Source organism: Thermodesulfovibrio aggregans, from assembly GCF_001514535.1.
Classification (GTDB): Bacteria; Nitrospirota; Thermodesulfovibrionia; order Thermodesulfovibrionales; family Thermodesulfovibrionaceae; genus Thermodesulfovibrio; species Thermodesulfovibrio aggregans.
On sequence record NZ_BCNO01000001.1, the window covers coordinates 763,416 to 783,692 of the forward strand.

At 36.7% G+C, this 20,277-nt stretch carries 20 protein-coding genes; 12 read left to right on the forward strand and 8 right to left on the reverse strand.

What is annotated here, in order from left to right; genetic code table 11:
- Window position 1 precedes the first annotated feature (1 nt).
- From TAGGR_RS03845 to TAGGR_RS03865, 5 genes are read right to left on the reverse strand one after another with little or no spacing between them, the layout of a single operon-like run.
- Window positions 2–1,162: an efflux RND transporter periplasmic adaptor subunit gene (locus TAGGR_RS03845; protein ID WP_059176030.1), complete on the reverse strand. Its 1,161-nt coding sequence runs from the start codon at window positions 1,160–1,162 to the stop codon at window positions 2–4.
- Window positions 1,159–2,418: a TolC family protein gene (locus tag TAGGR_RS03850; RefSeq protein ID WP_059176031.1), complete on the reverse strand. Its 1,260-nt coding sequence runs from the start codon at window positions 2,416–2,418 to the stop codon at window positions 1,159–1,161. The genes TAGGR_RS03845 and TAGGR_RS03850 overlap by 4 nt, the downstream gene beginning before the upstream one ends.
- On the reverse strand, window positions 2,415–3,509 hold the full coding sequence (locus TAGGR_RS03855; RefSeq protein WP_059176032.1) for an HlyD family secretion protein: 1,095 nt from the start codon (window positions 3,507–3,509) through the stop codon (window positions 2,415–2,417). The genes TAGGR_RS03850 and TAGGR_RS03855 overlap by 4 nt, the downstream gene beginning before the upstream one ends.
- On the reverse strand, window positions 3,506–4,822 hold the full coding sequence (locus tag TAGGR_RS03860; RefSeq protein ID WP_059176033.1) for a TolC family protein: 1,317 nt from the start codon (window positions 4,820–4,822) through the stop codon (window positions 3,506–3,508). Before TAGGR_RS03860 ends, TAGGR_RS03855 begins: the two co-directional genes overlap by 4 nt.
- On the reverse strand, window positions 4,819–5,397 hold the full coding sequence (locus tag TAGGR_RS03865; RefSeq protein ID WP_059176034.1) for a TetR/AcrR family transcriptional regulator: 579 nt from the start codon (window positions 5,395–5,397) through the stop codon (window positions 4,819–4,821). The genes TAGGR_RS03860 and TAGGR_RS03865 overlap by 4 nt, the downstream gene beginning before the upstream one ends.
- 127 nt (window positions 5,398–5,524) lie before the next feature.
- Here TAGGR_RS03865 and leuD point away from each other — a divergent pair, with 127 nt between their 5' ends.
- The 11 genes from leuD to chrA are packed head-to-tail and all read left to right on the forward strand — an operon-like array spanning window position 5,525 to window position 15,511.
- Window positions 5,525–6,031: a 3-isopropylmalate dehydratase small subunit gene (gene leuD, locus TAGGR_RS03870; protein ID WP_059176035.1), complete on the forward strand. Its 507-nt coding sequence runs from the start codon at window positions 5,525–5,527 to the stop codon at window positions 6,029–6,031.
- Complete coding sequence (locus TAGGR_RS03875) at window positions 6,028–7,110, forward strand: 3-isopropylmalate dehydrogenase (protein ID WP_059176552.1); 1,083 nt, start codon at window positions 6,028–6,030, stop codon at window positions 7,108–7,110. The genes leuD and TAGGR_RS03875 overlap by 4 nt, the downstream gene beginning before the upstream one ends.
- A gap of 36 nt (window positions 7,111–7,146) precedes the next feature.
- Complete coding sequence (locus TAGGR_RS03880; RefSeq protein ID WP_059176036.1) at window positions 7,147–8,166, forward strand: aspartate-semialdehyde dehydrogenase; 1,020 nt, start codon at window positions 7,147–7,149, stop codon at window positions 8,164–8,166.
- Between the two features lie 9 nt (window positions 8,167–8,175).
- The gene (gene metK / locus TAGGR_RS03885) at window positions 8,176–9,336 is read left to right on the forward strand and encodes a methionine adenosyltransferase (RefSeq protein WP_059176037.1); all 1,161 of its coding nucleotides are present in this window, start codon (window positions 8,176–8,178) and stop codon (window positions 9,334–9,336) included.
- Window positions 9,330–10,589, forward strand: coding sequence for an adenosylhomocysteinase (gene ahcY, locus TAGGR_RS03890; protein WP_059176038.1), 1,260 nt, complete (start codon window positions 9,330–9,332; stop codon window positions 10,587–10,589). The genes metK and ahcY overlap by 7 nt, the downstream gene beginning before the upstream one ends.
- A complete protein-coding gene (locus tag TAGGR_RS03895) occupies window positions 10,586–11,860 on the forward strand; it encodes a radical SAM/SPASM family putative metalloenzyme maturase (RefSeq protein WP_059176039.1) in 1,275 nt (424 codons plus the stop codon). Before ahcY ends, TAGGR_RS03895 begins: the two co-directional genes overlap by 4 nt.
- Window positions 11,861–11,884: 24 nt before the next feature.
- Window positions 11,885–12,106 carry a type II toxin-antitoxin system HicB family antitoxin gene (locus TAGGR_RS03900; protein WP_059176040.1) on the forward strand — a complete coding sequence of 74 codons (222 nt, stop codon included), beginning with the start codon at window positions 11,885–11,887 and terminating at the stop codon, window positions 12,104–12,106.
- Window positions 12,103–12,354: a type II toxin-antitoxin system HicA family toxin gene (locus TAGGR_RS03905; RefSeq protein WP_059176041.1), complete on the forward strand. Its 252-nt coding sequence runs from the start codon at window positions 12,103–12,105 to the stop codon at window positions 12,352–12,354. The genes TAGGR_RS03900 and TAGGR_RS03905 overlap by 4 nt, the downstream gene beginning before the upstream one ends.
- Complete coding sequence (locus TAGGR_RS03910; RefSeq protein ID WP_059176042.1) at window positions 12,351–14,078, forward strand: aldehyde ferredoxin oxidoreductase family protein; 1,728 nt, start codon at window positions 12,351–12,353, stop codon at window positions 14,076–14,078. The genes TAGGR_RS03905 and TAGGR_RS03910 overlap by 4 nt, the downstream gene beginning before the upstream one ends.
- A 42-nt stretch (window positions 14,079–14,120) precedes the next feature.
- Entirely contained in the window at window positions 14,121–14,372 is a 252-nt protein-coding gene (locus TAGGR_RS03915; protein WP_059176043.1) for a MoaD/ThiS family protein, read from the forward strand.
- Window positions 14,369–15,511, forward strand: a complete 1,143-nt coding sequence (chrA, locus tag TAGGR_RS03920) for a chromate efflux transporter (RefSeq protein ID WP_059176044.1) — start codon at window positions 14,369–14,371, stop codon at window positions 15,509–15,511. The genes TAGGR_RS03915 and chrA overlap by 4 nt, the downstream gene beginning before the upstream one ends.
- Before the next feature lie 79 nt (window positions 15,512–15,590).
- Here chrA and TAGGR_RS03925 read toward each other — a convergent pair whose 3' ends face one another.
- Window positions 15,591–16,061, reverse strand: a complete 471-nt coding sequence (locus tag TAGGR_RS03925) for a Fur family transcriptional regulator (protein WP_059176045.1) — start codon at window positions 16,059–16,061, stop codon at window positions 15,591–15,593.
- Window positions 16,062–16,184: 123 nt separating this feature from the next.
- Between TAGGR_RS03925 and mtgA the strand changes: the two genes are divergently transcribed.
- Window positions 16,185–16,991, forward strand: a complete 807-nt coding sequence (gene mtgA / locus TAGGR_RS03930; RefSeq protein WP_059176046.1) for a monofunctional biosynthetic peptidoglycan transglycosylase — start codon at window positions 16,185–16,187, stop codon at window positions 16,989–16,991.
- Here the strand turns inward: mtgA and malQ are convergent.
- Both malQ and TAGGR_RS03940 read right to left on the reverse strand, forming a co-directional pair.
- A complete protein-coding gene (malQ, locus tag TAGGR_RS03935) occupies window positions 16,951–19,011 on the reverse strand; it encodes a 4-alpha-glucanotransferase (RefSeq protein ID WP_161936171.1) in 2,061 nt (686 codons plus the stop codon). The two genes, mtgA and malQ, sit on opposite strands and share 41 nt — an antisense overlap.
- Complete coding sequence (locus TAGGR_RS03940; protein ID WP_059176048.1) at window positions 18,983–20,275, reverse strand: ABC transporter ATP-binding protein; 1,293 nt, start codon at window positions 20,273–20,275, stop codon at window positions 18,983–18,985. The genes malQ and TAGGR_RS03940 overlap by 29 nt, the downstream gene beginning before the upstream one ends.
- Window positions 20,276–20,277 lie beyond the last annotated feature (2 nt).

A 20,277-nucleotide genomic window follows, 5' to 3' on the forward strand; every position in this document is an offset into this window, starting at 1 on the left:
ATTAAAATCTTGGCATACGAGGTGAAGGAGATGAATCCGATGCTTTTTTATTTGCTTTAATTTCAACAATGACACTATCACCTTCTCTTATATCTCCTTCAACTACTTCACTCCACTCACCATCGCTTATTCCTGTTTTTATTTTCACTCTTACAGGTTTTCCCTCTCTTAAAACCCATACTCCCTGTTCTTTTAAAGGTGTTGTGTTTGGCATTCTGAATCTCAAAGCAGCATTCGGAATCTTGAGAACATTTTTCCTTTCCTCAGTAACAAATGTAACATTGGCAGTCATACCTGGTTTAAGAAGCAGGTGAGAGTTATCCACTGCTATTACAACATCATAGGTTACAACATTCTGAGTAACTGTAGGAGAAAGTCTTATCTGAGATACAACTCCTTTGAACTTTCTATCAGGATAGGCATCCACTGTAAAAGTTGCCTCCATTCCATTTTTGATTTTTGATATATCCGCTTCATCCACATTTGTGTCAACCTGCATCTTTGTAAGGTCAGGAGCTATTGTGAAAAGTGTTGGAGTTTGAAAACTTGCTGCAACTGTCTGTCCTACCTCAACATTTTTTGCAATAACAACGCCATTAACAGGTGAAACTATTCTCGTATATCCAAGATTTGTTTTTGCCTGCCTGAGCCCTGCTTCAGCTTTTTTAACCTGTGCAAGAGCAATCTCATACTGAGCTCTGGCAGTATTATACGCTGTCTCAGCATCATCAAGCTCGCTGCGAGCTATAAGATCACGCTTGAATAGTTCTTGTTTTCTTTTAAAAGTTCTTTCCGCATCCTTCAATGTAACATCAGCCTTGAAAAGATTTGATTTTGCATTGTAAAGGTCTGCCTCAGCCTGTTTTAGATCATTTTCAAAGGGAGTAGGATCAATCTGAGCAATAAGTTGCCCCTTTTTAACTATAGAGTTGTAATCAGCATACAGGGCTACAATTGTTCCAGAAACTCTTGTTCCAACAAGAATCGTTGTTACAGGATTTACATTTCCTGTAGCAGTTACTGTCTGGACAATATCTCCTCTCTGAACTTTGACAGTTTTGAACTCTGTTTTCTTTGAGCCTGACAGAAGAATGACAAAAACAACTGCCAAAATAATTAAAAATCCCGCTGAAATCAATGCTATTTTTTTTCTTTTTTTCATTCTACCCATCCCACTGTTTTTTGTATTTGTGCATAGGTTACATTATAGTCATAAATTGCCTGCCAGTACTGTGTGTTTGTCTGTTCAAAAAGAACTATGGCATCTACGACTTCTATAGAACTTCCAATGCCAACCTCATATCTTCCCATTGCAAGGTCAAGATTTTCCTTTGCCTGTTTTAACGCAATTTTGAGTGTTTCTATTTTCTGGGATGCTTCTTTTAATTGAACAAAAAGATTTTTTATCTGGGATGTTATCTGTTGTCTCAAAGAGTCTTCCTTGGAGGAATAATAAACTATATCTGACTCAGCCTGTTTAAGCCTGTATGTGGTTGACCATCCACTGAACAGCGGAAGGCTCATCTGAAAGAAAACTGTCCATCTCTTATCCAGAGGAAAGTCTTCATTGAGATATCCGTAGCTTGCTGAACCAGTAAATGTGGGGAAGTATTCTTTTTTTACCAATTCTTTTGTGGAAATTGAAGCCTGTTTATTGAATTTTATTGCCTGAAGTTGAGGATTTCTCTCAATTGCAATCTGGATAGCTTCATTTTCATTAAGCTTTCTGACAGCATAGTCTTCATCTTTAATATCAAAATCTGGCATATCTACTGCTCCCATTGCTACTTTAAGATTTAAAAGTGCTTGAGAAAGCTGTTTTTCAGCTGTAATTAAGTTGAGCTTTGCATTGCTCAGCTCAACCTCTGCTTTTGTTACCTCAATTTTTGGCTTAAGTCCAACCTCGTAAAATCCCTTTGCAAGGTCAAGATGTCTTTGAGCCTGCTTAAGCACTTCTTGAGCTGTTTCTTTCTGCTTTTTTGCCTTAAGCATACTGTAATAACTCTCTTTAACACTATAAATTGTTTGTAAAACAGTGTCTCTGTCCTGCCACTCTGTTGCTTTGTAAAACTGCTGTTGAATTTCTACCTGTTTAGAAGTTTTTCCAAAATCAAAGAGAGTTTGACTTAGGCTCATCTGAGCTGAATACTGTTTTGAGTATTCTTCGCCTATTTTATTTTCCAGATAACTCCTTTGATATCCCAAAGATAAGTCTATTTGAGGGAAATAGCCTGAACGAGCCTCTCCAATTTTAAAAAAGCTTTTGTTAACAGTAGCCTTAGATGCAAGAATCTCAGGATTTTTCTTTAATGCTATATTAATACAGTCCTGAAGACTGTAAACAGGCTCAAGGCTGAAGGCTGAAGACTGAAGACTGAAGAAGAGGAATAAAGAAATTAAAAGGACTCTCAGTATCATTGCTTTCCCATAACATCTTTCAATTTTGCACCCGTATTAACTGTAACATCTACATAGGGAATCACTGACATTCCTGGCCAGAGAGGATAATCTGGATCAAAGGGTGTGTCAATTATTATTCTAACTGGAATTCTCTGAACAACTTTAACAAAGTTTCCAGTGGCATTTTCAGGTGGGAAAAGGCTGAAGACAGCACCTGTTCCAGGCTGAAAGCTTGCAACATGACCTTTGAAAACCTTGCCAGGATAGGCATCAACTTTGATTTTTACAGGCTGACCAACTCTCATTTTTTCTATCTGTGTTTCTTTAAAATTAGCACCCACCCAGATGTCCTGTTCATCAACAATTGCCATTAGAAGTTGTCCTGGCTTAACATATTGCCCTACTTCTACTGATTTTTTTGCCACTCTTCCATCTCTTGGAGAGACAATCAAAGTTCTTTTTAAGTTTATCTCAGCAATCTTCAATTCTTCCTGAGCTTTTCCTATCTGATACTGCTGAGTTTTTAATTTTACTGTAAGAGTATTTATTGATGATTTAATCTCCTTTATCTGACTTTCTACAGCTTTTTCCTGGGCTATTGCTACTTTCAGGGCTGCTTCCTGAGAGTCAAACCTGCTTTTTGAGACAAGGTCTTCCTCATAAAGTCCTTTAATTCTCTGAAATTCCTTTTCAGCAAGCACTCTCTGGGCATGGGCTGCCTGAAGATTGGCTTCCATTGTTTTGAGTTTTGCCATTGCTTCATTCAATTGAGAGCTTATTTCCTTTAACTGATTGGACAGTGTATTTACATTTTCTCTTTTTGCTCTCACATCTGCTAAATAGTCATCTGGCTCTATTTCCACAAGAGGTTCACCTTTTTTTACTCTTTGGTTATAGTCAACATAAACCTTGACAACTTTTCCAGAGACCTGGGGAGATATAGGAACTATTGTTCCTTCAATGTAGGCATCATCAGTTCTTTCATAAACAATGTAGTAATAAATTTCTTTGCCCATGAAGATTAAAGCTACTAAAGCAATAACAATTAACAGAATGATTTTAATCTTTTTTGAATTTTTAAATTTCTCACCAATTCCTTTGAGAGTCATTTATCAGTCTCCTGAGCAACAATTTCATTGTCTCTAAATGCTTTAAGCAGTGTTCCTGTTGACTGTCTAAGCCTTAGTATTGCAAGCTGATAGTTGTATTGAGCTTCCATAAGCTTTCTTTCAGCAGTAACAAGAAATGTATTTGCATCGGTTACATCAAGACTTGAGGCAAGACCAAACTGATATTGTTTGAATACAGAGTTGAAGTTATCTCTTGCAAAGGCTACTTCATCCTCAAGTGATTTAATTGTGTCTCTGAAAGTTATGTAGTTATGATAGGCAGACTCTACATCAATAAAAACTTCTTTGACTGTATCCTCATACTGCAGTTCTGCCTGTCTTAGCTTAGCTTTAGCTTCGCTAACTTCTGCTCTTCTAAGACCGCCTTCAAAAATCGGGAAATTAATTGAAGCAATTGCATATTTTGACTCTTTGTTTGTCATCTGATTGGAAGGGCTCTGGTCAAGTTTTTGATATGTAGCAGAAAGACTCAGATATGGGAAAAAAGAACCAATAGCATAGTCAACATTTTTTTTGGCAATATCTTTCGAAATTGAAGCAGCCCTTATCTCAGGTCTTAATTCCTTTGCAAGAGCTTTAACATGGTCAACAGTAAGGTTTAAATAGGGATCGCGGAGCTTGTTTTCTATTATTTCAAAGTCTCCTTCTATTCCGGCATCCCTTGCCAGAACAGCTTTTGCAACCTTTAAATTGTTTTTAGCTGCTATTAGCTCAGCTTCTGCCCCACTAAGTTCAGCTTCAGCTCTTAAGAGGTCAGTTTTCGTAACCTCTCCAACTTTAAGCCTTATCTTTGCTGCATCTCTGTGCTTTTTTAATCTTTCCACATTACTTTCAGCAATCTCTACTGCTCTTTTTGCTATTAGATAACCATAAAGGTCCTGAGCAACCCTGAGGAGATACTGCTCTTTAAAGGAAGTTACATCAAACTCTGTTTTTGTAAGATTCTGCCCTGATATTGCATAATTTATGAATTCCTTTCCGCCAAGAGAGAGTTTTTCCTCAAGTGTTACTCCCCAAAGCATGCTTTTGTCAGGCTGAATTATTTGATTGTTGACAATTTTTTCATTGTAGTAGTCAGTGTATTTACCAAAAGCTGTCAAAGTAGGAAGAAGTCCTGCCAGTGCTTTATATTTTCCTTCTTTTGATATTGTTATATTTTCCTCGGCAATTCTGATTTTTTCAGCTTTTTTTAGGGCAAGAGAGAAAACATCTGAGATTGTTAAGTTTTGCTGTGCAAAACTCTGCTGAGCAACAAAGAAAAATATTAAAAAAATCAGTATTTTAATTTTCATTGAATCCTCCTGGTTCCTTCATAAAATATATCAATGTAGGTAGATAAGGCTTTCTTTAAATTTATTTTTTTCTTGAGAAGTTCTTTTTTAATAAAAAGGTTAAAAAGCATTCCAAAGTATGCCAGAGATGCATAGGTAGTATCCAAATCATATTTAAGTATCCCTTTATTTTTAAGCTCATCAAGATAGGAAGCAAAAACAAGATATACTTCATGAATCATTTTGCTGTGGATTGCTCTAATCTCGGCTGGATATTGAAAAATCTCTGTGTGCATTATACATATTAAGTCTTTCTTTTTTTTCAGTAAATCAAAATAATATTTAGCAATGGTTTTCAAAGATTCTTTATAATCCATCTCTTTTAATTTGGGGAAAAGGTCTTTAAGTGTAGGCAGAAATGACTGATTTTTGAGAACATCAATAAAAAGGGATTCTTTTGATTTAAAATACCTGAAAAGAGTCACCTCGGCAACATTTGCTTCCTTTGCTATTTCTTTAGTAGTTGTGCCAAGATAACCTTTTTGAGAAAAAAGCTTAAGTGCAGCCTGAAGAATTTTTATTTTTGTATCTTTCATGGTAGTAATTACTAACATACACCAAGAAAAAATGCGATGTCAAGAAAGATTTAAAATAGTAGTTGATTACTATAAGATTTATGCAGTAAAATTATAAATTAATTTTTTGAATAAGAGGGAGATTCTAATGAAAATAAGAGGAAAAATATGGAAATTTGGTGACAACATTGACACAGATGCCATCATCCCTGCCAGATATCTTAATACTTCAGATCCTAAAGAACTTGCCAAGCATGTTATGGAAGATGCTGATAAAGATTTTCCATCAAAGGTTAAAGAGGGAGATATCATAGTTGCAGGAAAAAATTTCGGATGTGGCTCATCCCGTGAACATGCACCAATTGCAATTAAAGCAGCGGGAGTTCAGGCAGTTATTGCAAAAAGTTTTGCAAGAATATTTTTCAGAAATGCTTTCAATATTGGACTTCCAATTTTTGAAGTTCCCGAATTAGTAGATGAAGCAAGTGAGGGAGATGAAATAGAGATTGATATGGATAGCGGTGAGATTGTGAACTTAACAAAGGGGAAAAATTATAAAACCAAGCCAATTCCTGATTTTATGCAAGAATTAATTAAAGCTGGTGGTCTTGTTGAATGGACAAAAAAGAGATTAACTATGGAGGGTATAAAATGAAGACTTACAAAATTGCTGTAATTCCAGGAGATGGTACAGGACCAGAGGTTATTCGTGAGGGAGTAAAAGTGCTTGATGCTGTGAGCCATCGACTTGGTTTCAAACTTGATTACACCTACTATGATTTTGGTGGCGAGAGATATCTTCGTACAGGTGAGACTCTTCCAGATAGTGCCATTGAAGAGCTTAAAAAATTTGATGCCATATATCTTGGTGCTATAGGGCATCCGCAGGTTAAACCTGGTATCCTTGAAAAGGGAATACTTTTGAGAATTCGTTTTGAACTTGACCAGTATGTGAATCTTCGTCCTGTAAAGCTTTACCCTGGAGTTGACTGCCCACTTAAGGATAAAAAACCCGAAGACATAGATTTTGTTGTTGTAAGAGAAAATACAGAAGGACTATACACAGGCTCTGGAGGTTTTCTTAAAAAGGGAACACCTGATGAAGTTGCAATACAGGTTTCAATTAATACCCGTAAGGGTGTTGAAAGATGTATAAGATATGCTTTTGAGTATTGTAGAAAACGCAATAAAAATAAAAAGCTTACCCTCTGTGGAAAAACAAATGTATTAACCTTTGCTTTTGACCTCTGGGAAAGAACATTTTATGAAGTTGCAAAAGAATATCCAGATATTACAACTGATTATGCCCATGTTGATGCAATAACAATGTGGTTTGTGAAGAATCCAGAATGGTTTGATGTGATTGTCACAGATAATATGTTTGGCGATATAATCACTGATCTTGGTGCAATGATACAGGGAGGAATGGGAATTGCTGCTGGAGGTAACATAAATCCTGAAGGCGTATCCATGTTTGAGCCAATTGGAGGTTCTGCGCCAAAATACACAGGTAAGGGAGTTATAAATCCTCTTGCTGCCATATGCGCTGCTGGAATGATGCTTGAAAATCTTGGTGAGGAATTGGCAGGAAAACTAATTGAAAGGGCAGTTATGGAAGTGACAAGCAAGCATCTTAAAAGCCTTGCAGCAGGAAAAATGGGATATTCAACAGCCGAAGTTGGTGATTTGGTTGCAAAATATGTAACCGAATTGCCATTAAAACTTGAATCTTAAACTTTGAATTGCCAGAAGGCATAGGAGGTATAAAACATGCTTAAAAAGAAAGAAAAATATGTTGTAGCAGTTGTAGGTGCAACAGGTGCAGTTGGAAATGAAATGATTGCTGTTTTGGAAGAGAGAGATTTTCCTGTTGAGTCTCTCAGACTTTTTGCTTCTGAGAGAAGTGAAGGTGTAAGACTTAGTTTTAAAGGCGAGGAAATACCTGTTGAAACTCTCAAGGAAGACTCTTTTAAAGGTATAGATATAGCACTTTTTTCAGCCGGTGCTGAAAGGTCTAAAATTTGGGCACCAGTTGCAGCAAAGTCTGGCTGTGTAGTTATTGATAACTCAAGCCAGTGGAGGATGGATCCAGAGGTTCCTTTAGTAGTTCCTGAGGTAAATCCCCATGATCTTAAGTGGCATAAGGGAATTATTGCTAATCCAAACTGTTCAACCATTCAGATGGTTGTTGCATTAAAGCCAATTCATGATGTAGCTAAGATAAAGCGAGTTGTTGTGACAACTTTTCAGGCAGTATCTGGAACAGGCAAAAAAGCAATGGATGAACTTCTTCAGCAAACAGTGGCGTTACTTAATTTTAAAGACATTGAAATAAAGGTCTATCCCCATCAGATAGCATTTAATGTTTTACCACACATAGATAAATTTCTTGAAAATGGCTATACAAAAGAAGAGATGAAGATGGTTAATGAAACAAAAAAGATTATGGGAGACCCTTCAATCAGAGTTACTGCTACAACAGTAAGAGTTCCTGTATTTAGAGGTCACAGTGAAAGTGTCAATATAGAAACAGAAAAAAAGATTACAGCACAGGAAGTTCGTGAGATTTTAAGCAAAGCACCAGGTGTTGTTGTTATAGACAATCCTGAAAAAAACGAGTATCCTCTTCCAATTTATGCGTCAGGTAGAGATGAAGTTTTTGTTGGTAGAATTCGTGAAGATGAATCAATTGAAAATGGCATAAATATGTGGATTGTTTCAGACAATCTCAGAAAAGGTGCAGCATTGAATGCTGTTCAGATAGCAGAAGAATTGATAAGAATGCTTTAGGAGGAAAAAATGTTAGGAGACAGAAAGGACTATATTTTTACATCAGAATCAGTAACAGAAGGACATCCAGATAAAGTGGCAGATCAGATCTCAGATGCCATCCTTGATGCAATGATTGAAAAAGACCCCTATGCAAGAGTTGCCTGCGAAACTCTGGTAACCACAGGATTGGTGATGGTTGCAGGAGAGATTACAACAGAGTGTTATGTTGATATCCCTTCAGTAATAAGAGAGACAGTAAAAGAAATAGGTTATACAAGGGCAAAGTATGGTTTTGATTATGAGACATGTGCAGTTATTACCTCAATTCACGAGCAATCTCCTGATATTGCTATGGGAGTTGATCCAGGAGGTGCCGGTGATCAGGGACTGATGTTTGGATTTGCCTGTGACGAAACTGAAGAGTTGATGCCAATGCCAATTATGCTTGCTCATAAGCTTGCTATGAAACTTGCAGAGGTAAGGAAAAAAGATATTCTCACCTATCTCAGACCTGATGGAAAAACTCAGGTTACGGTAGAGTATAGAGATGGCAAGCCCTATCAGGTTCGCAGTGTAGTTGTTTCAGCCCAGCATGCACCAGACATTACACTAAGAGAGCTGAGAGAGGATATAGTTGATAAAGTTATAAAGCCTGTTATACCAAGAGAACTTCTGGATGAAGAAAGCGTTCAGTACTTTATAAATCCAACAGGAAGATTTGTAATAGGTGGTCCTATGGGAGATACAGGACTTACAGGAAGAAAGATAATTGTTGATACCTATGGAGGAGTTGCAAGGCATGGTGGAGGATGTTTTTCAGGTAAAGATCCTACAAAGGTGGACCGTTCTGGTTCATACATGGCACGATACATTGCAAAAAATCTTGTTGCAGCAGGATTGTGTACAAGGGTTGAAATTCAGATTGCCTATGTAATTGGTGTTCCAGAGCCTGTATCAGTTTATGTCAATACATTTGGTACAGGTAAAGTTGAAGACTTCAAGTTAGAGGAGATAGTAAAGAAAGTTTTCGATTTAACTCCTAAAGGAATTATTGAAAAGCTTAAACTTCGCAGACCTATTTACAAGAAAACTGCTGCCTATGGTCATTTTGGAAGGCCTGATCCAGATTTTACATGGGAACAAACAGACATGGCAGAGACCCTTAGAAAGGAGGCAGAGCTTTGTTAAAGTATGACATAAAAGATATCAAACTTGCCCAGAAAGGTAAACTCCGCATTGAATGGGCAGAGATGGATATGCCTGTGCTGAGAATGATAAGAGAAAGATTTAAAAAGGAAAAGCCTCTTAAGGGTGTAAGACTCAGTGCATGTCTTCATGTAACAACAGAGACAGCCAATTTAATGATTACACTAAAAGAAGGAGGTGCAGAGCTTGCTCTCTGTGCCTCAAATCCACTGAGCACACAGGATGATGTAGCAGCAGCACTTGTGAAATTTTATAAAATTCCTGTTTTTGCTATTAAGGGTGAAGATAGAGATACATACTACAAACACATTTATCAGGCTCTTGATATAAAACCCCACATAACAATGGATGATGGAGCAGATTTGGTTTCAACACTTCATAAAGAAAGAAAAGAACTTCTTAAAAATGTCCTTGGAGGCACAGAGGAGACAACCACAGGAGTAATTCGTCTAAGAGCAATGGCAGAGGATGGAGCTCTAAAGTATCCTGTAATTGCTGTAAATGATGCCTATACAAAACATCTTTTTGACAATCGCTATGGCACAGGACAGAGCACAATAGATGGAATACTGAGGGCAACCAATAGATTGCTTGCCGGGTCTATATTTGTCGTATGCGGCTATGGATGGTGTGGAAGAGGTGTGGCAATGAGAGCAAGGGGAATGGGTGCAAGGGTAATTGTTACAGAAGTTGACCCTCTTAAAGCACTTGAAGCGGTAATGGATGGTTTTGATGTAATGCCTATTGCAGAGGCAGCTAAGGTAGGTGATATTTTTGTTACTGTTACAGGAAACATAAATGTTATATCAGAAAAGATTTTTTCAAAGATGAAAGATGGTGCAATTGTTGCAAATACAGGTCATTTTAATGTGGAGATAGACATTGAAGGTTTGGAAGAGTTAGCAAAATCAAAGAGGATAATAAGAGACTTTGTTGAAGAATATACTCTAAAAAATGGAAAAAGAATATATCTTTTAGCAGAAGGACGTCTTGTGAATCTCTCTGCTGCTGAGGGGCATCCTGCAGCAGTTATGGATATGAGCTTTGCCAATCAGGCACTGTCTGCTGAGTATATTTATAAAAATGCAAAAAAACTTGAAAAAAAGGTATACTCTGTTCCTGAAGAGATTGACAGAGAAATTGCCAGATTAAAGCTTGAATCTATGGGGATAAGGATTGACACTTTAACAAAGGAACAGTATGAGTATTTACATAGCTGGCAGATGGGCACATGATCAGTGTTCCTGAAAGACTATCAGTAGAAGTTACAACAAGATGTAATCTTCACTGTGAGATCTGCCCAAAACAGAGCCCTAATTATCTCCAGCCTGATATTGATATGGATTTTGAGACTTTTGAAAGACTCAGAACAGTTTTACCTCATGTAAAAAGTCTTGTATTAAATGGAATCGGCGAGCCCCTTATGCATCCAGATATTGAAAAACTTATTGCCTTTGCAAAAGCTCATATGCCTGAGGATTCTTTTATTGGTTTTCAAACAAATGGAGCTCTTCTAACAGATGAAAAAATAAAAGAACTTATTAAGGCAGGTTTAAATAAAATCTGTGTTTCTATTGATAGTCTCGTGCCTCTCAATGGTCTTCATGTTCCAGAATTCGGAGAAAAAGCTCTTGATGTCATTGCCAGGGCAAAATCAAATGGAGCAAAGACTCTTAAGAGTGGAGTAGAGGTTGTAATAACTACTGATAATCTTGAGCAGATTATTCCTACAGTAAAAGAGTCTTTAAAGTACAAAATTGACTTCCTGATTCTTTCGCATCTAATTCCCTATTCCCCGCAAAATTCGAAAAAAGTTGCCTATGAAACAAATAATGAAGAGGCAGTAAAGATATTCAAAAAGTGGGTTAGTCGCCTTGAAACTGCAGGCTATACCATAGATGACTGGCTTGAGCTCATGAAAAAGAAAGCATTACCGGAGTTTTTCCCGGAAGAAAACGAGCCAATGAAACTTTTTAAATCCATGTATGACGAAGCTGCAAGCAAAGGACTTACTCTTCACATGCAGAATCTTATAAATAGAGATGATCAATTAATCAACACTGTCAGAGCATTACTTCAGGAAGTAGAAAATATATGCAGAAAAAATGAGATTTCCTTTCAGATTCCAGGAACAAATCCAACACCACTTAGAAAATGCGATTTTCTTGAAGAAAAATGCATGTATGTAGGAGTTGATGGAGAAGTCTCGCCCTGTTATTTTCTCTGGCATAGTTTCACCTGCTATATTGGAGGTTTAAAAAAGGCAGTTAAAAGATGGACATTTGGAAATGTAAGAGAAAAAGATCCATTAGAGATTTTCAACTCTCATGAATATCGTCAATTTATTGAATCTGTTTTAAGATATGACTTTCCCTACTGTTATGACTGTAACTTTGCTCTCTGTGACCTTATGGAGTTTGAAGATTTTCTTTATGACTGCTACACCAACACAGTTCCCTGTGGAGCCTGTCTGTGGTGTGGTGGTTTGTTTTACTGTATGATATAATTGAGTAAAGAAAGGAGGTGAAACATGGTTTATAAATTTTCAATAGTAATTGAAAAAGATAGAAATGGATACTTTGCTTACTGTCCTGAGTTACAGGGCTGTTATACTCAGGGTGATACTTATGAAGAAGTGATAGAAAATATCAAAGATGCAATTCGGCTGCACATCGAGGATAGAATGGCAACAGGTGAAGAAATACCCCAAGTAGAATCAATAAGCTTTACATTGATGGAAGTGCCAGTATGAGCAAAAGGATACCACGAGTAACCGCAAATGAAGTAATACGGGTTTTAGAAACAATGGGATTTACTTTATCCCGACAAAGTGGAAGTCATAAAATATATAAAAATAAAAACGGACAAAGAGTTACAGTCCCGTACCATTCTGGTAAAATACTCCATCCCAAAGTTTTATCTAACATACTTAAAGATGCAGAATTAACAGTAGAAAAATTTAAAAAGCTTTTAAATAAAACCAAAGGAGGTGCAGTATGAGGATTTTAAGAATTAACATGTCTGGAACACCAAGTGCAAAGTTTGAAGAGCTTGGTGAATATGAAGGTCTTGGAGGCAGAGCAATTACATCTGCAATTGTCTCAAAGGAAGTTGACCCACTCTGTCATCCCCTGAGTGCTGATAATAAACTTGTAATTGCTCCTGGACTTCTTGGTGGAACAGCAGCTGCTATGTCAGGAAGAGTATCTGTAGGATGTAAAAGCCCTCTTACAGGAGGAATCAAAGAGGCAAATGCAGGAGGGCAGGCAGGACAGGTTCTTGGAAGACTTGGTATTGCAGCAATTGTTCTTGAAGGAAAACCTGAAGGGAATGATACCTATAAAATTTACATTAACAAAGATGGAGTAAAGATTGAAAAAGACAACTCACTTAAGATGCTTCCCAACTATGACCTCATTGAGAAGATGAAGAAAGAGTATGGAGAAAAGATAGCCTGTGTAAGCATTGGTCCAGCAGGCGAGATGAAACTTTCAGGTGCTTCTGTTGCTGTAACAGATATGGAATTAAGACCGACAAGACATGCTGGAAGAGGTGGTGTTGGTGCTGTAATGGGGTCAAAGGGAGTAAAGGTTATTGTTCTTGATGATGCAGGAACAACACCAAGACAGCCAAAGGATGCTGAAGCATTTAAAGATGCCAATAAACGTTTTGTAGCAGGACTTCAGAAACATCCAGTTACAGGTCAGGGACTTCCTGCCTATGGAACAAATATATTAACAAACATAATTAATGAAGTCGGAGCATATCCAACATACAACTTTAAAGAAGGACGTTTTGCAGGAGCAAGAAAGATAAGCGGTGAGGTTGAGGCAGAACTTGAAAAACAAAGAGGAGGCAATCCAACTCATGGCTGTCACCGCGGATGCGTGATTCGTTGCTCAGGAATTTATCATGACAAAGATGGACACTATCTTACAAAACAGCCTGAGTATGAGACAGTATGGGCACTGGGTGGAAACTGTGGTATTGATGATATAGATAAGATTGCAATGATGGACTTCCTCTGTGACAACTACGGATTGGATACAATTGAGATGGGTGCAACAATAGCAGTTGCCATGGAAGCAGGACTTCTTAACTGGGGCGATGCTGATGAAGCAATTAATCTAATTCATGAAGTAGGAAAAGGAACTCCATTAGGAAGAATTATTGGAAATGGTGCAGCCTTTACTGGCAAAGCTTTCGGAGTTGAAAGAGTTCCGGTTGTTAAAGGACAGGCACTTCCAGCCTATGATCCAAGAGCAGTTCAGGGAATTGGCGTTACCTATGCAACAAGCCCAATGGGTGCAGATCACACAGCAGGATACTCAATTGCTCTGAATGTTTTAAAGACCGGTGGATTTGTTGATCCTCTTAAGCCTGAAGGACAGGTTGATCTTTCCCGTAATCTTCAGATTGCAACAGCTTTTATAGATTCAACAGGAATGTGCCTGTTTATTGCTTTTGCCTTACTTGACCAGCCAGAGACAAATCAGGCATTACTTGACATGCTCAATGCTTTCTATGGCTGGAACATGACAGATAAGGATGTTGTTGAATATGGTAAAAGGGTTCTCAAATTTGAAAGAGACTTTAACCTCCGTGCAGGCTTTACAAAGCAGCACGACAGACTTCCGAGATTTTTCTACAAAGAGCCGATTCCTCCTCATAATGTAGTATTTCAGGTTAAAGACGAAGAGCTTGATCAGCTTTTTAACTGGTAACTAAATCTGGAGCCTGCTTTATGCAGGCTCCTCAATTTTCCTATGAAAGTTACTGTAAAACTATTTGGTGGAATAAAATCAGACAGAGAATTTCCAAAAAATGAGGGAGGAGACATTATTTTTGAGTCTTCAGAGCCTGTTACAGTAAGCCAATTAATTGAATTTTTAAGCTTAAATAAAAAACCATTTATAGTTGTTCTTAATGGAGTTATTCTTAACGATCTTTCCATCAAAATAAAAGATGGTGATGAAATAAGCCTCTTCCCTCCAATAGCGGGTGGTGACGAAGTTTGATTGTTAAACTAACTGAAATCTTTATCTCCTTTATAAAGCTTGGACTAACTGCCTTTGGTGGTCCTGCAATGGTTGCCTACATTAAAGAGCTTGCTGTTGATAAGAAGAAATGGCTTGATAAAGAAAATTTTCAGCAAGGGGTTGCTCTTGCTCAGGCAATTCCAGGTGCTACAGCCATGCAGGTAGCTGCCTATGTGGGATTGAAAACAAGAGGAATTCTTGGTGGAGTTGCAAGTTTTACAGGATTTGGTTTGCCTGCTTTTTTGCTTATGCTAATCTTATCATCTCTTTATGTAAAAACTCATAAAATTCCAGAGGTTATATCAGTCTTTACAGGACTACAGGTAGTAGTCGTTGCAATAGTTGCAAATGCTTTTCTCAGTTTCGCAAAACCGGTCATTAAGTCTAAAGGTGAAATAGCAGTAGCTATTCTTTCTTTTTTGCTTTTTTCCCTTAAAATCAATCCATTTTTGATAATCATAGCCTGTTTTCTTCTTTCTCAATTAATTTTTAAAGACAGAGCAATAATAGACCATAAAAATTCAGAAGTCTTAAATCTCAAAGGCTTAGGAGTTCTTTTTTTAATCGTATTTTCAGGTTTAATTTTTCTTTTTTTCTTTGATAAAACCTGTTTTAACCTTGCTTTGCTAATGATGAAGATAGACCTCTTTGCCTTTGGAGGTGGGTATGCTTCTCTGCCATTGATGTTGCATGAGTTTGTTGAGAGACTCCGATGGATTGATTGGAAAACATTCATGGATGGAATAGCTCTTGGACAGGTAACTCCAGGACCCATTGTAATTACTGCAACATTTGTTGGTTATCTTTTGAAAGGATTTATCGGAGCTGCGATTGCAACAGTGGCAGTTTTTACTCCTTCCTTTTTAATTATGGCTTTTGCCTCTGAGGTTTCAGAAAAAATAAAGAATTCGAAGATATTTATCAGAGCAAAAAGAGGGCTTTTAGCATCCTTTTCAGGACTTCTACTCTTTGCAACAATTAAGTTTGCTACTGCTGTAAGCTGGGACTGGATAAAGATTTTAATGGTTCTCATAAGTTTTTTCTGCCTCTTAAGAAGAATCAGCATGTTTTATGTAGTAATCACGGCTGGAGTTATTTCTATTTTCATTTTTCAATGAAATTTCTGGATTAAGACAGAAGCTAATTAATGAATTGAAATCCTGAATTTTCTGCGAATTATTTGATATAATGACCTACTTAATCCTTTTGTGAAAGAGACTTGCATCTATCACAGAGTCCAAAAAACTGAATATCAGAACGCTCAATTGAGAAATTAAACCTCTCAGTAAGAATGTTTTTTAAATCTTTAAGGGGATCCTGTTGTTTTTCAAGATCTACTTCATAGTCAATAATTTTTCCACAGATTCTGCATACAAGATGATAATGTTCAACTGTCTCTTTCCCGGCAATAAATTCATAGCGAGCTCTTCCATCTTTAAAGTCAAATTTTCTTAAAATTCCAAGCTCTGTTAGAAGTTCTAATGTTCTGTAAACAGTAGCAAGTCCTATTCCTGGATAAAGCTTTTTAACTTCAATAAAAATTTCTTCAGCACTTAGATGACCTTTTTTTGAATGCAAAAGATCTATTATGGCTTGCCTTGTTTGTGTCCATTTTAATCCACATTCTCTAAATCTTTTTCTGCAGCACCATCCTTCTTCAAATGGCATAAAAACTCCTTTTCAAAACTATTACTAATTATAACACAAAATATTTACATTGCCTAAAATTACCTATAAAAAAACATGCTTTTTTCATTAATTTGAGAAAATCATCTGCCTGAGTGATAAAATATGAAGATGTTTAAATGGCTTTTTAGAATTATAATACTTGTTACCATAGCCTATCTCATCTACATAGTTGTTTATCCTTTTATGGTAGATGTTTCATCTCTAAAGAGGAAAAATCCAGATTTGACTGCAATGATGAAGTATAGGATTGAGCAATGGGAAAGGGAAGGTAAAAAAGTAAAAATAAAAAAAGTATGGGTGCCTCTTCACAAAATTTCACAATATCTTGTTAAAGCTGTGCTCATTGGTGAGGATGACAAGTTTTATAAGCATTCAGGCTTTGATATTGAAGGTATAAAAAAAGCAATTGAAAAGGACATAAAAGAAAAAAAGCTTAAATATGGAGGAAGCACAATTACGCAACAGCTTGCCAAAAATCTTTACCTCAGTCCATCTAAGAATCCTGTAAGAAAGATTCAGGAAGCAATAATTACATGGAGACTTGAAAAGACTCTATCAAAAAAGAGGATTCTTGAACTATATCTTAATGTTGCTGAATGGGGTGAGGGAATTTTTGGTGCCGAGGCAGCAGCAAGGCATTATTTTGGCAAATCAGCATCAGAGCTTTCTCCGATGGAAGCTGCTAGGTTGGCTGCATCTTTACCTAATCCAATTAAATACAGTCCTGCAGGTAATTCAAGATTTGTTGAAAAAAGAGCAAATCTTATTTATTTTATAATGCAGAAAAGAGGGATAATCAAGGAAGAGTATACAGAGCCTCATGAAGAAGAATCATTGCCTGTATTGGTTGAGGATCAACAAAATCCTTCTAATCAGAAAGAACAGTCCGATCAGACTCCTTTAAAGTAGCTTGAATTTTTCTGAAATTGGGTAATTCTATGATTTCTTTAAATGCCTTTGGAAGCTTTCTCTGCCAGTTAGGATACTCAGTGGTTGTTCCTGGAAAGTTTGTCTGGTCTTCCATAAGTAGTATGTCTTCAAGATACAAAAGTAGATATCTTGAAGGAGTTTTTGAGAGAAATTTTATTATTGAAAAAAGTAATTCCTCAATTGATTCTCCCTGAAATAATCCTTCTTCTTTCAAAAGAGCGATAATTTTTTCTTTATCCTTTTGCCTCTCTATTAGGGCATTCTGAGCCTGTTGTTCATCATAAATTTTAAACTTTTCTCTCAACTCTATATCTTTACCATGCCAGAATCCTTTAAATGTGGGTAGATCATGGGTTGTTATACTGCATAAAGAGTATTCTGGATAAGCAGTTGATGGTTTGTATTTTTCCTGTGTTTTTTCAAAATAAAAGACTCTCCATGAGCATATTTTTCTTTTAATTAGTTCTTCTTTCATCCAATCTTCTGCTGTTCCAAGATCTTCTCCAATAATGCCTGTTCTGTTCAGTTGACTTTCAAGTGCAATGATGCCGAGAAGGTCCTTCCATGGATACCTTACATAGGCACCGTTCTGTGGAGTAGAGCCTTCAGGAATCCAGTAAGCTCTGAATAAACCAAGGGCGTGATCAATTCTTAGAAGTTTTGTTTTCATGTTTGCTCTTAAAATTTTTATAAAAGGAAGATAAGCTTTTTCTTTCAATTTAAAGGGAATGAGAGGAGGTGCGCCCCATTTCTGTCCCTTTGGATTAAAATCATCGGGAGGAGCTCCATACTCTGCCCGAAGGGCAAAAAGCTCCTGATTGAGCCATACATCAAAGCTGGATTTAATTGAACAAAAACCCATATCAACTAAAATTGGGTATTTTCTAATTTCTTCGAGTTCACTATCAACAAGCCATTGAAGATACTCATAAAAAAGAACTTCTTTTTCATTATCTCTGTAAATTTTATTCAGGATTTGTGTGTCAGCACAGCGAAGTTGAGGATTCCAGTTTTGCCAGTCTTTCCCAAATTTTTCTCTAAGAAAACAGAACACAGCAAAGTATTTCAAGTCTTCTCTGATTGCAGGACAGAGTTTATTTTTATAGGCAATAAATTCCTCTGCATCTCCATTAATGTATTTTTTATAAAATGCTTCAAAATCCTTTTTTAAACATTGCATTTTCTCTTTCCAGACAGAAGAATACTCAAAAAATTCCTCATTTTTTACTTTCACAGAGCATTTTGATAAATAAAGAGGTGTTTTAAATTCCCTTGATAGAGCTGAATAAGGACTAATTCCATAAATGTCTTCAGGATCATTGAAATGCAATGGATTTATGCTTAAAAAACCTCCTTCATTGCTTAAATATTCTGCAAGTTTTTTCAATTGGGAAAAATTTCCCTCTGAGTTTTCTTTAAAACTCCAGAGATTGCAATGGATACCCCAGGTTTTGTTTTTATCAGGAATAAAACAATGCTTTGGAACAACTATTAAAACTGTTTCATAGGTTGAATCTTTGGTAGAAGCTATCATTCTGTAATAGCCTATTGGCAGTGAAGGAATTTTAAACCTCGAACCTTGAACCTTGAATCGCCGTGAGGCGTTTGAACCTTGAACTTTGAACTTTGAATCGCCCGTTAGGGCGGTTGAATCACCCAAAGGGTGGCGGGCGGTTGAATCGACCGAAGGGTGGAGGTATTCTGATGAACTCTGAGCTAATTCCTCTAAAGGGTAAATTTCAACGAAAACTTCCTCTGAGCCTTTTAATTCTACAGGTTCTTCTGGTTCAATAACATATACAGGCTCTAAAAAACGAGAGTAGTTTTTAAAGTAATCAATCCAATCACTGGCTTGTTCAGGATTGAATCCCATTGAGTAAAGTATCTGAGCTTTTGTTTCTAAAGATATTTCTATGTAATTACCTTTACAGTCATAATAAAAAGGAATTATTCCAACTAAATCTGAAAACTCACATATCAATTGTTTCTGGTGCTTCAAGGTAGAGCTCTCCAGCATCATAATCATATACAAAGAGTTCTGCGTATCTTCCCCAATCTATGGCTGTCTCAAGCTGATTCCATGATTCCTCTGGAGTGAAGTGATTCTTAAGAATATCGATAAAAAACTCCTCAGAAACTCTGTGTTTTGAAATTGTTGATAAAACCTGCATTATTTGTTTAATTAGTTGCACATTTTGAAGGACAGAATCTTTAAAAATTTCTTTTTTCTCAAGAGTATCTGCCTCTGCCCATTTTTTACCCTTTTCAGTAAGAATAAAGTCACCCTCTTTAATCTCTCCAAAGTCAAGAATTGCAGAAGCTTCTATCAATGGGAAAATATCATCAACTTCCATGCTCAATTCTGAACTTAAAGCATAGATATCAACCCTTCCACCCTTGTCATGAACAAGTTCAATAAGTCCTGCGATTGCTCCAACTTTTGCATGAGGAAGAAATTGATATCTACCTGCAGCAAGCAGGAAAGGAATTTCTTCAGGTGATTTTATAAGCACAGTATAAATTTTATCTAACAAAAACTTAAAATCTCTTGAATTTTTATCTCTTGGATAAGGCATTTCAATAGGTATTTCAGCCTTAATTTTCCCTGGATTATGACTTAATACAACAGCTCGGCTTGACATACTCACAGCTTCCTCAATATTGTGAGTGACAAGAATAATTGACTTTGTTGGCATTTTACCATCTCTCCACAAATCAATAATATCACCTCTTAAGTTATCAGCTGTAAGCACATCGAGAGCTGAAAATGGTTCATCCATAAGCAAAACTTCTGGTTCAACAGCAAGAGCTCTTGCAATTCCAACTCTCTGACGCATTCCACCACTTAATTCTCTTGGATAGGCATCTTCAAATCCGTCAAGTCCAACAAGATCAATTGCTTTTAAAGCCTTTTCTTTTATCTGTTCTTCATCTAATCCCTGTCCTACAAGTCCTACTTTGACATTTTCCAATACGGTAAACCATGGAAAAAGAGCAAAACTCTGAAAAACCACTGCTATTTTTGCATTGCTTTTCTTTAGAGGTTTTCCTCTGTATAGAACCTCCCCTTCAGTTGGCTCAACAAGTCCTGCAATTATTCTTAAAAGAGTTGATTTTCCAGCCCCCGATTGTCCAAGGATTGAGACAAAATCACCTGAGTAGATTCTGAGATTAATATCTTCCAAGACAGTTATTTCTCTGCCTTTACCAACCATAAAAGATTTTTTAATTCCTCTTGTCTCAAGTATGATTTCTTTTTCCATAT

Coding starts and splice junctions, on each gene's coding strand:
- mtgA (WP_059176046.1), top strand. CDS start 16,185: ATGAAGATGTTTAAATGGCTTTTTAGAATTATAATACTTGTTACCATA.
- leuD (WP_059176035.1), top strand. CDS start 5,525: ATGAAAATAAGAGGAAAAATATGGAAATTTGGTGACAACATTGACACA.
- TAGGR_RS03850 (WP_059176031.1), bottom strand. CDS start 2,418: ATGATACTGAGAGTCCTTTTAATTTCTTTATTCCTCTTCTTCAGTCTT.
- TAGGR_RS03900 (WP_059176040.1), top strand. CDS start 11,885: ATGGTTTATAAATTTTCAATAGTAATTGAAAAAGATAGAAATGGATAC.
- TAGGR_RS03910 (WP_059176042.1), top strand. CDS start 12,351: ATGAGGATTTTAAGAATTAACATGTCTGGAACACCAAGTGCAAAGTTT.
- TAGGR_RS03925 (WP_059176045.1), bottom strand. CDS start 16,061: ATGCCATTTGAAGAAGGATGGTGCTGCAGAAAAAGATTTAGAGAATGT.
- TAGGR_RS03940 (WP_059176048.1), bottom strand. CDS start 20,275: ATGGAAAAAGAAATCATACTTGAGACAAGAGGAATTAAAAAATCTTTT.
- TAGGR_RS03875 (WP_059176552.1), top strand. CDS start 6,028: ATGAAGACTTACAAAATTGCTGTAATTCCAGGAGATGGTACAGGACCA.
- TAGGR_RS03880 (WP_059176036.1), top strand. CDS start 7,147: ATGCTTAAAAAGAAAGAAAAATATGTTGTAGCAGTTGTAGGTGCAACA.
- TAGGR_RS03915 (WP_059176043.1), top strand. CDS start 14,121: ATGAAAGTTACTGTAAAACTATTTGGTGGAATAAAATCAGACAGAGAA.
- TAGGR_RS03860 (WP_059176033.1), bottom strand. CDS start 4,822: ATGAAAATTAAAATACTGATTTTTTTAATATTTTTCTTTGTTGCTCAG.
- TAGGR_RS03895 (WP_059176039.1), top strand. CDS start 10,586: ATGATCAGTGTTCCTGAAAGACTATCAGTAGAAGTTACAACAAGATGT.
- TAGGR_RS03845 (WP_059176030.1), bottom strand. CDS start 1,162: ATGAAAAAAAGAAAAAAAATAGCATTGATTTCAGCGGGATTTTTAATT.
- TAGGR_RS03905 (WP_059176041.1), top strand. CDS start 12,103: ATGAGCAAAAGGATACCACGAGTAACCGCAAATGAAGTAATACGGGTT.
- TAGGR_RS03855 (WP_059176032.1), bottom strand. CDS start 3,509: ATGACTCTCAAAGGAATTGGTGAGAAATTTAAAAATTCAAAAAAGATT.
- metK (WP_059176037.1), top strand. CDS start 8,176: ATGTTAGGAGACAGAAAGGACTATATTTTTACATCAGAATCAGTAACA.
- TAGGR_RS03865 (WP_059176034.1), bottom strand. CDS start 5,397: ATGAAAGATACAAAAATAAAAATTCTTCAGGCTGCACTTAAGCTTTTT.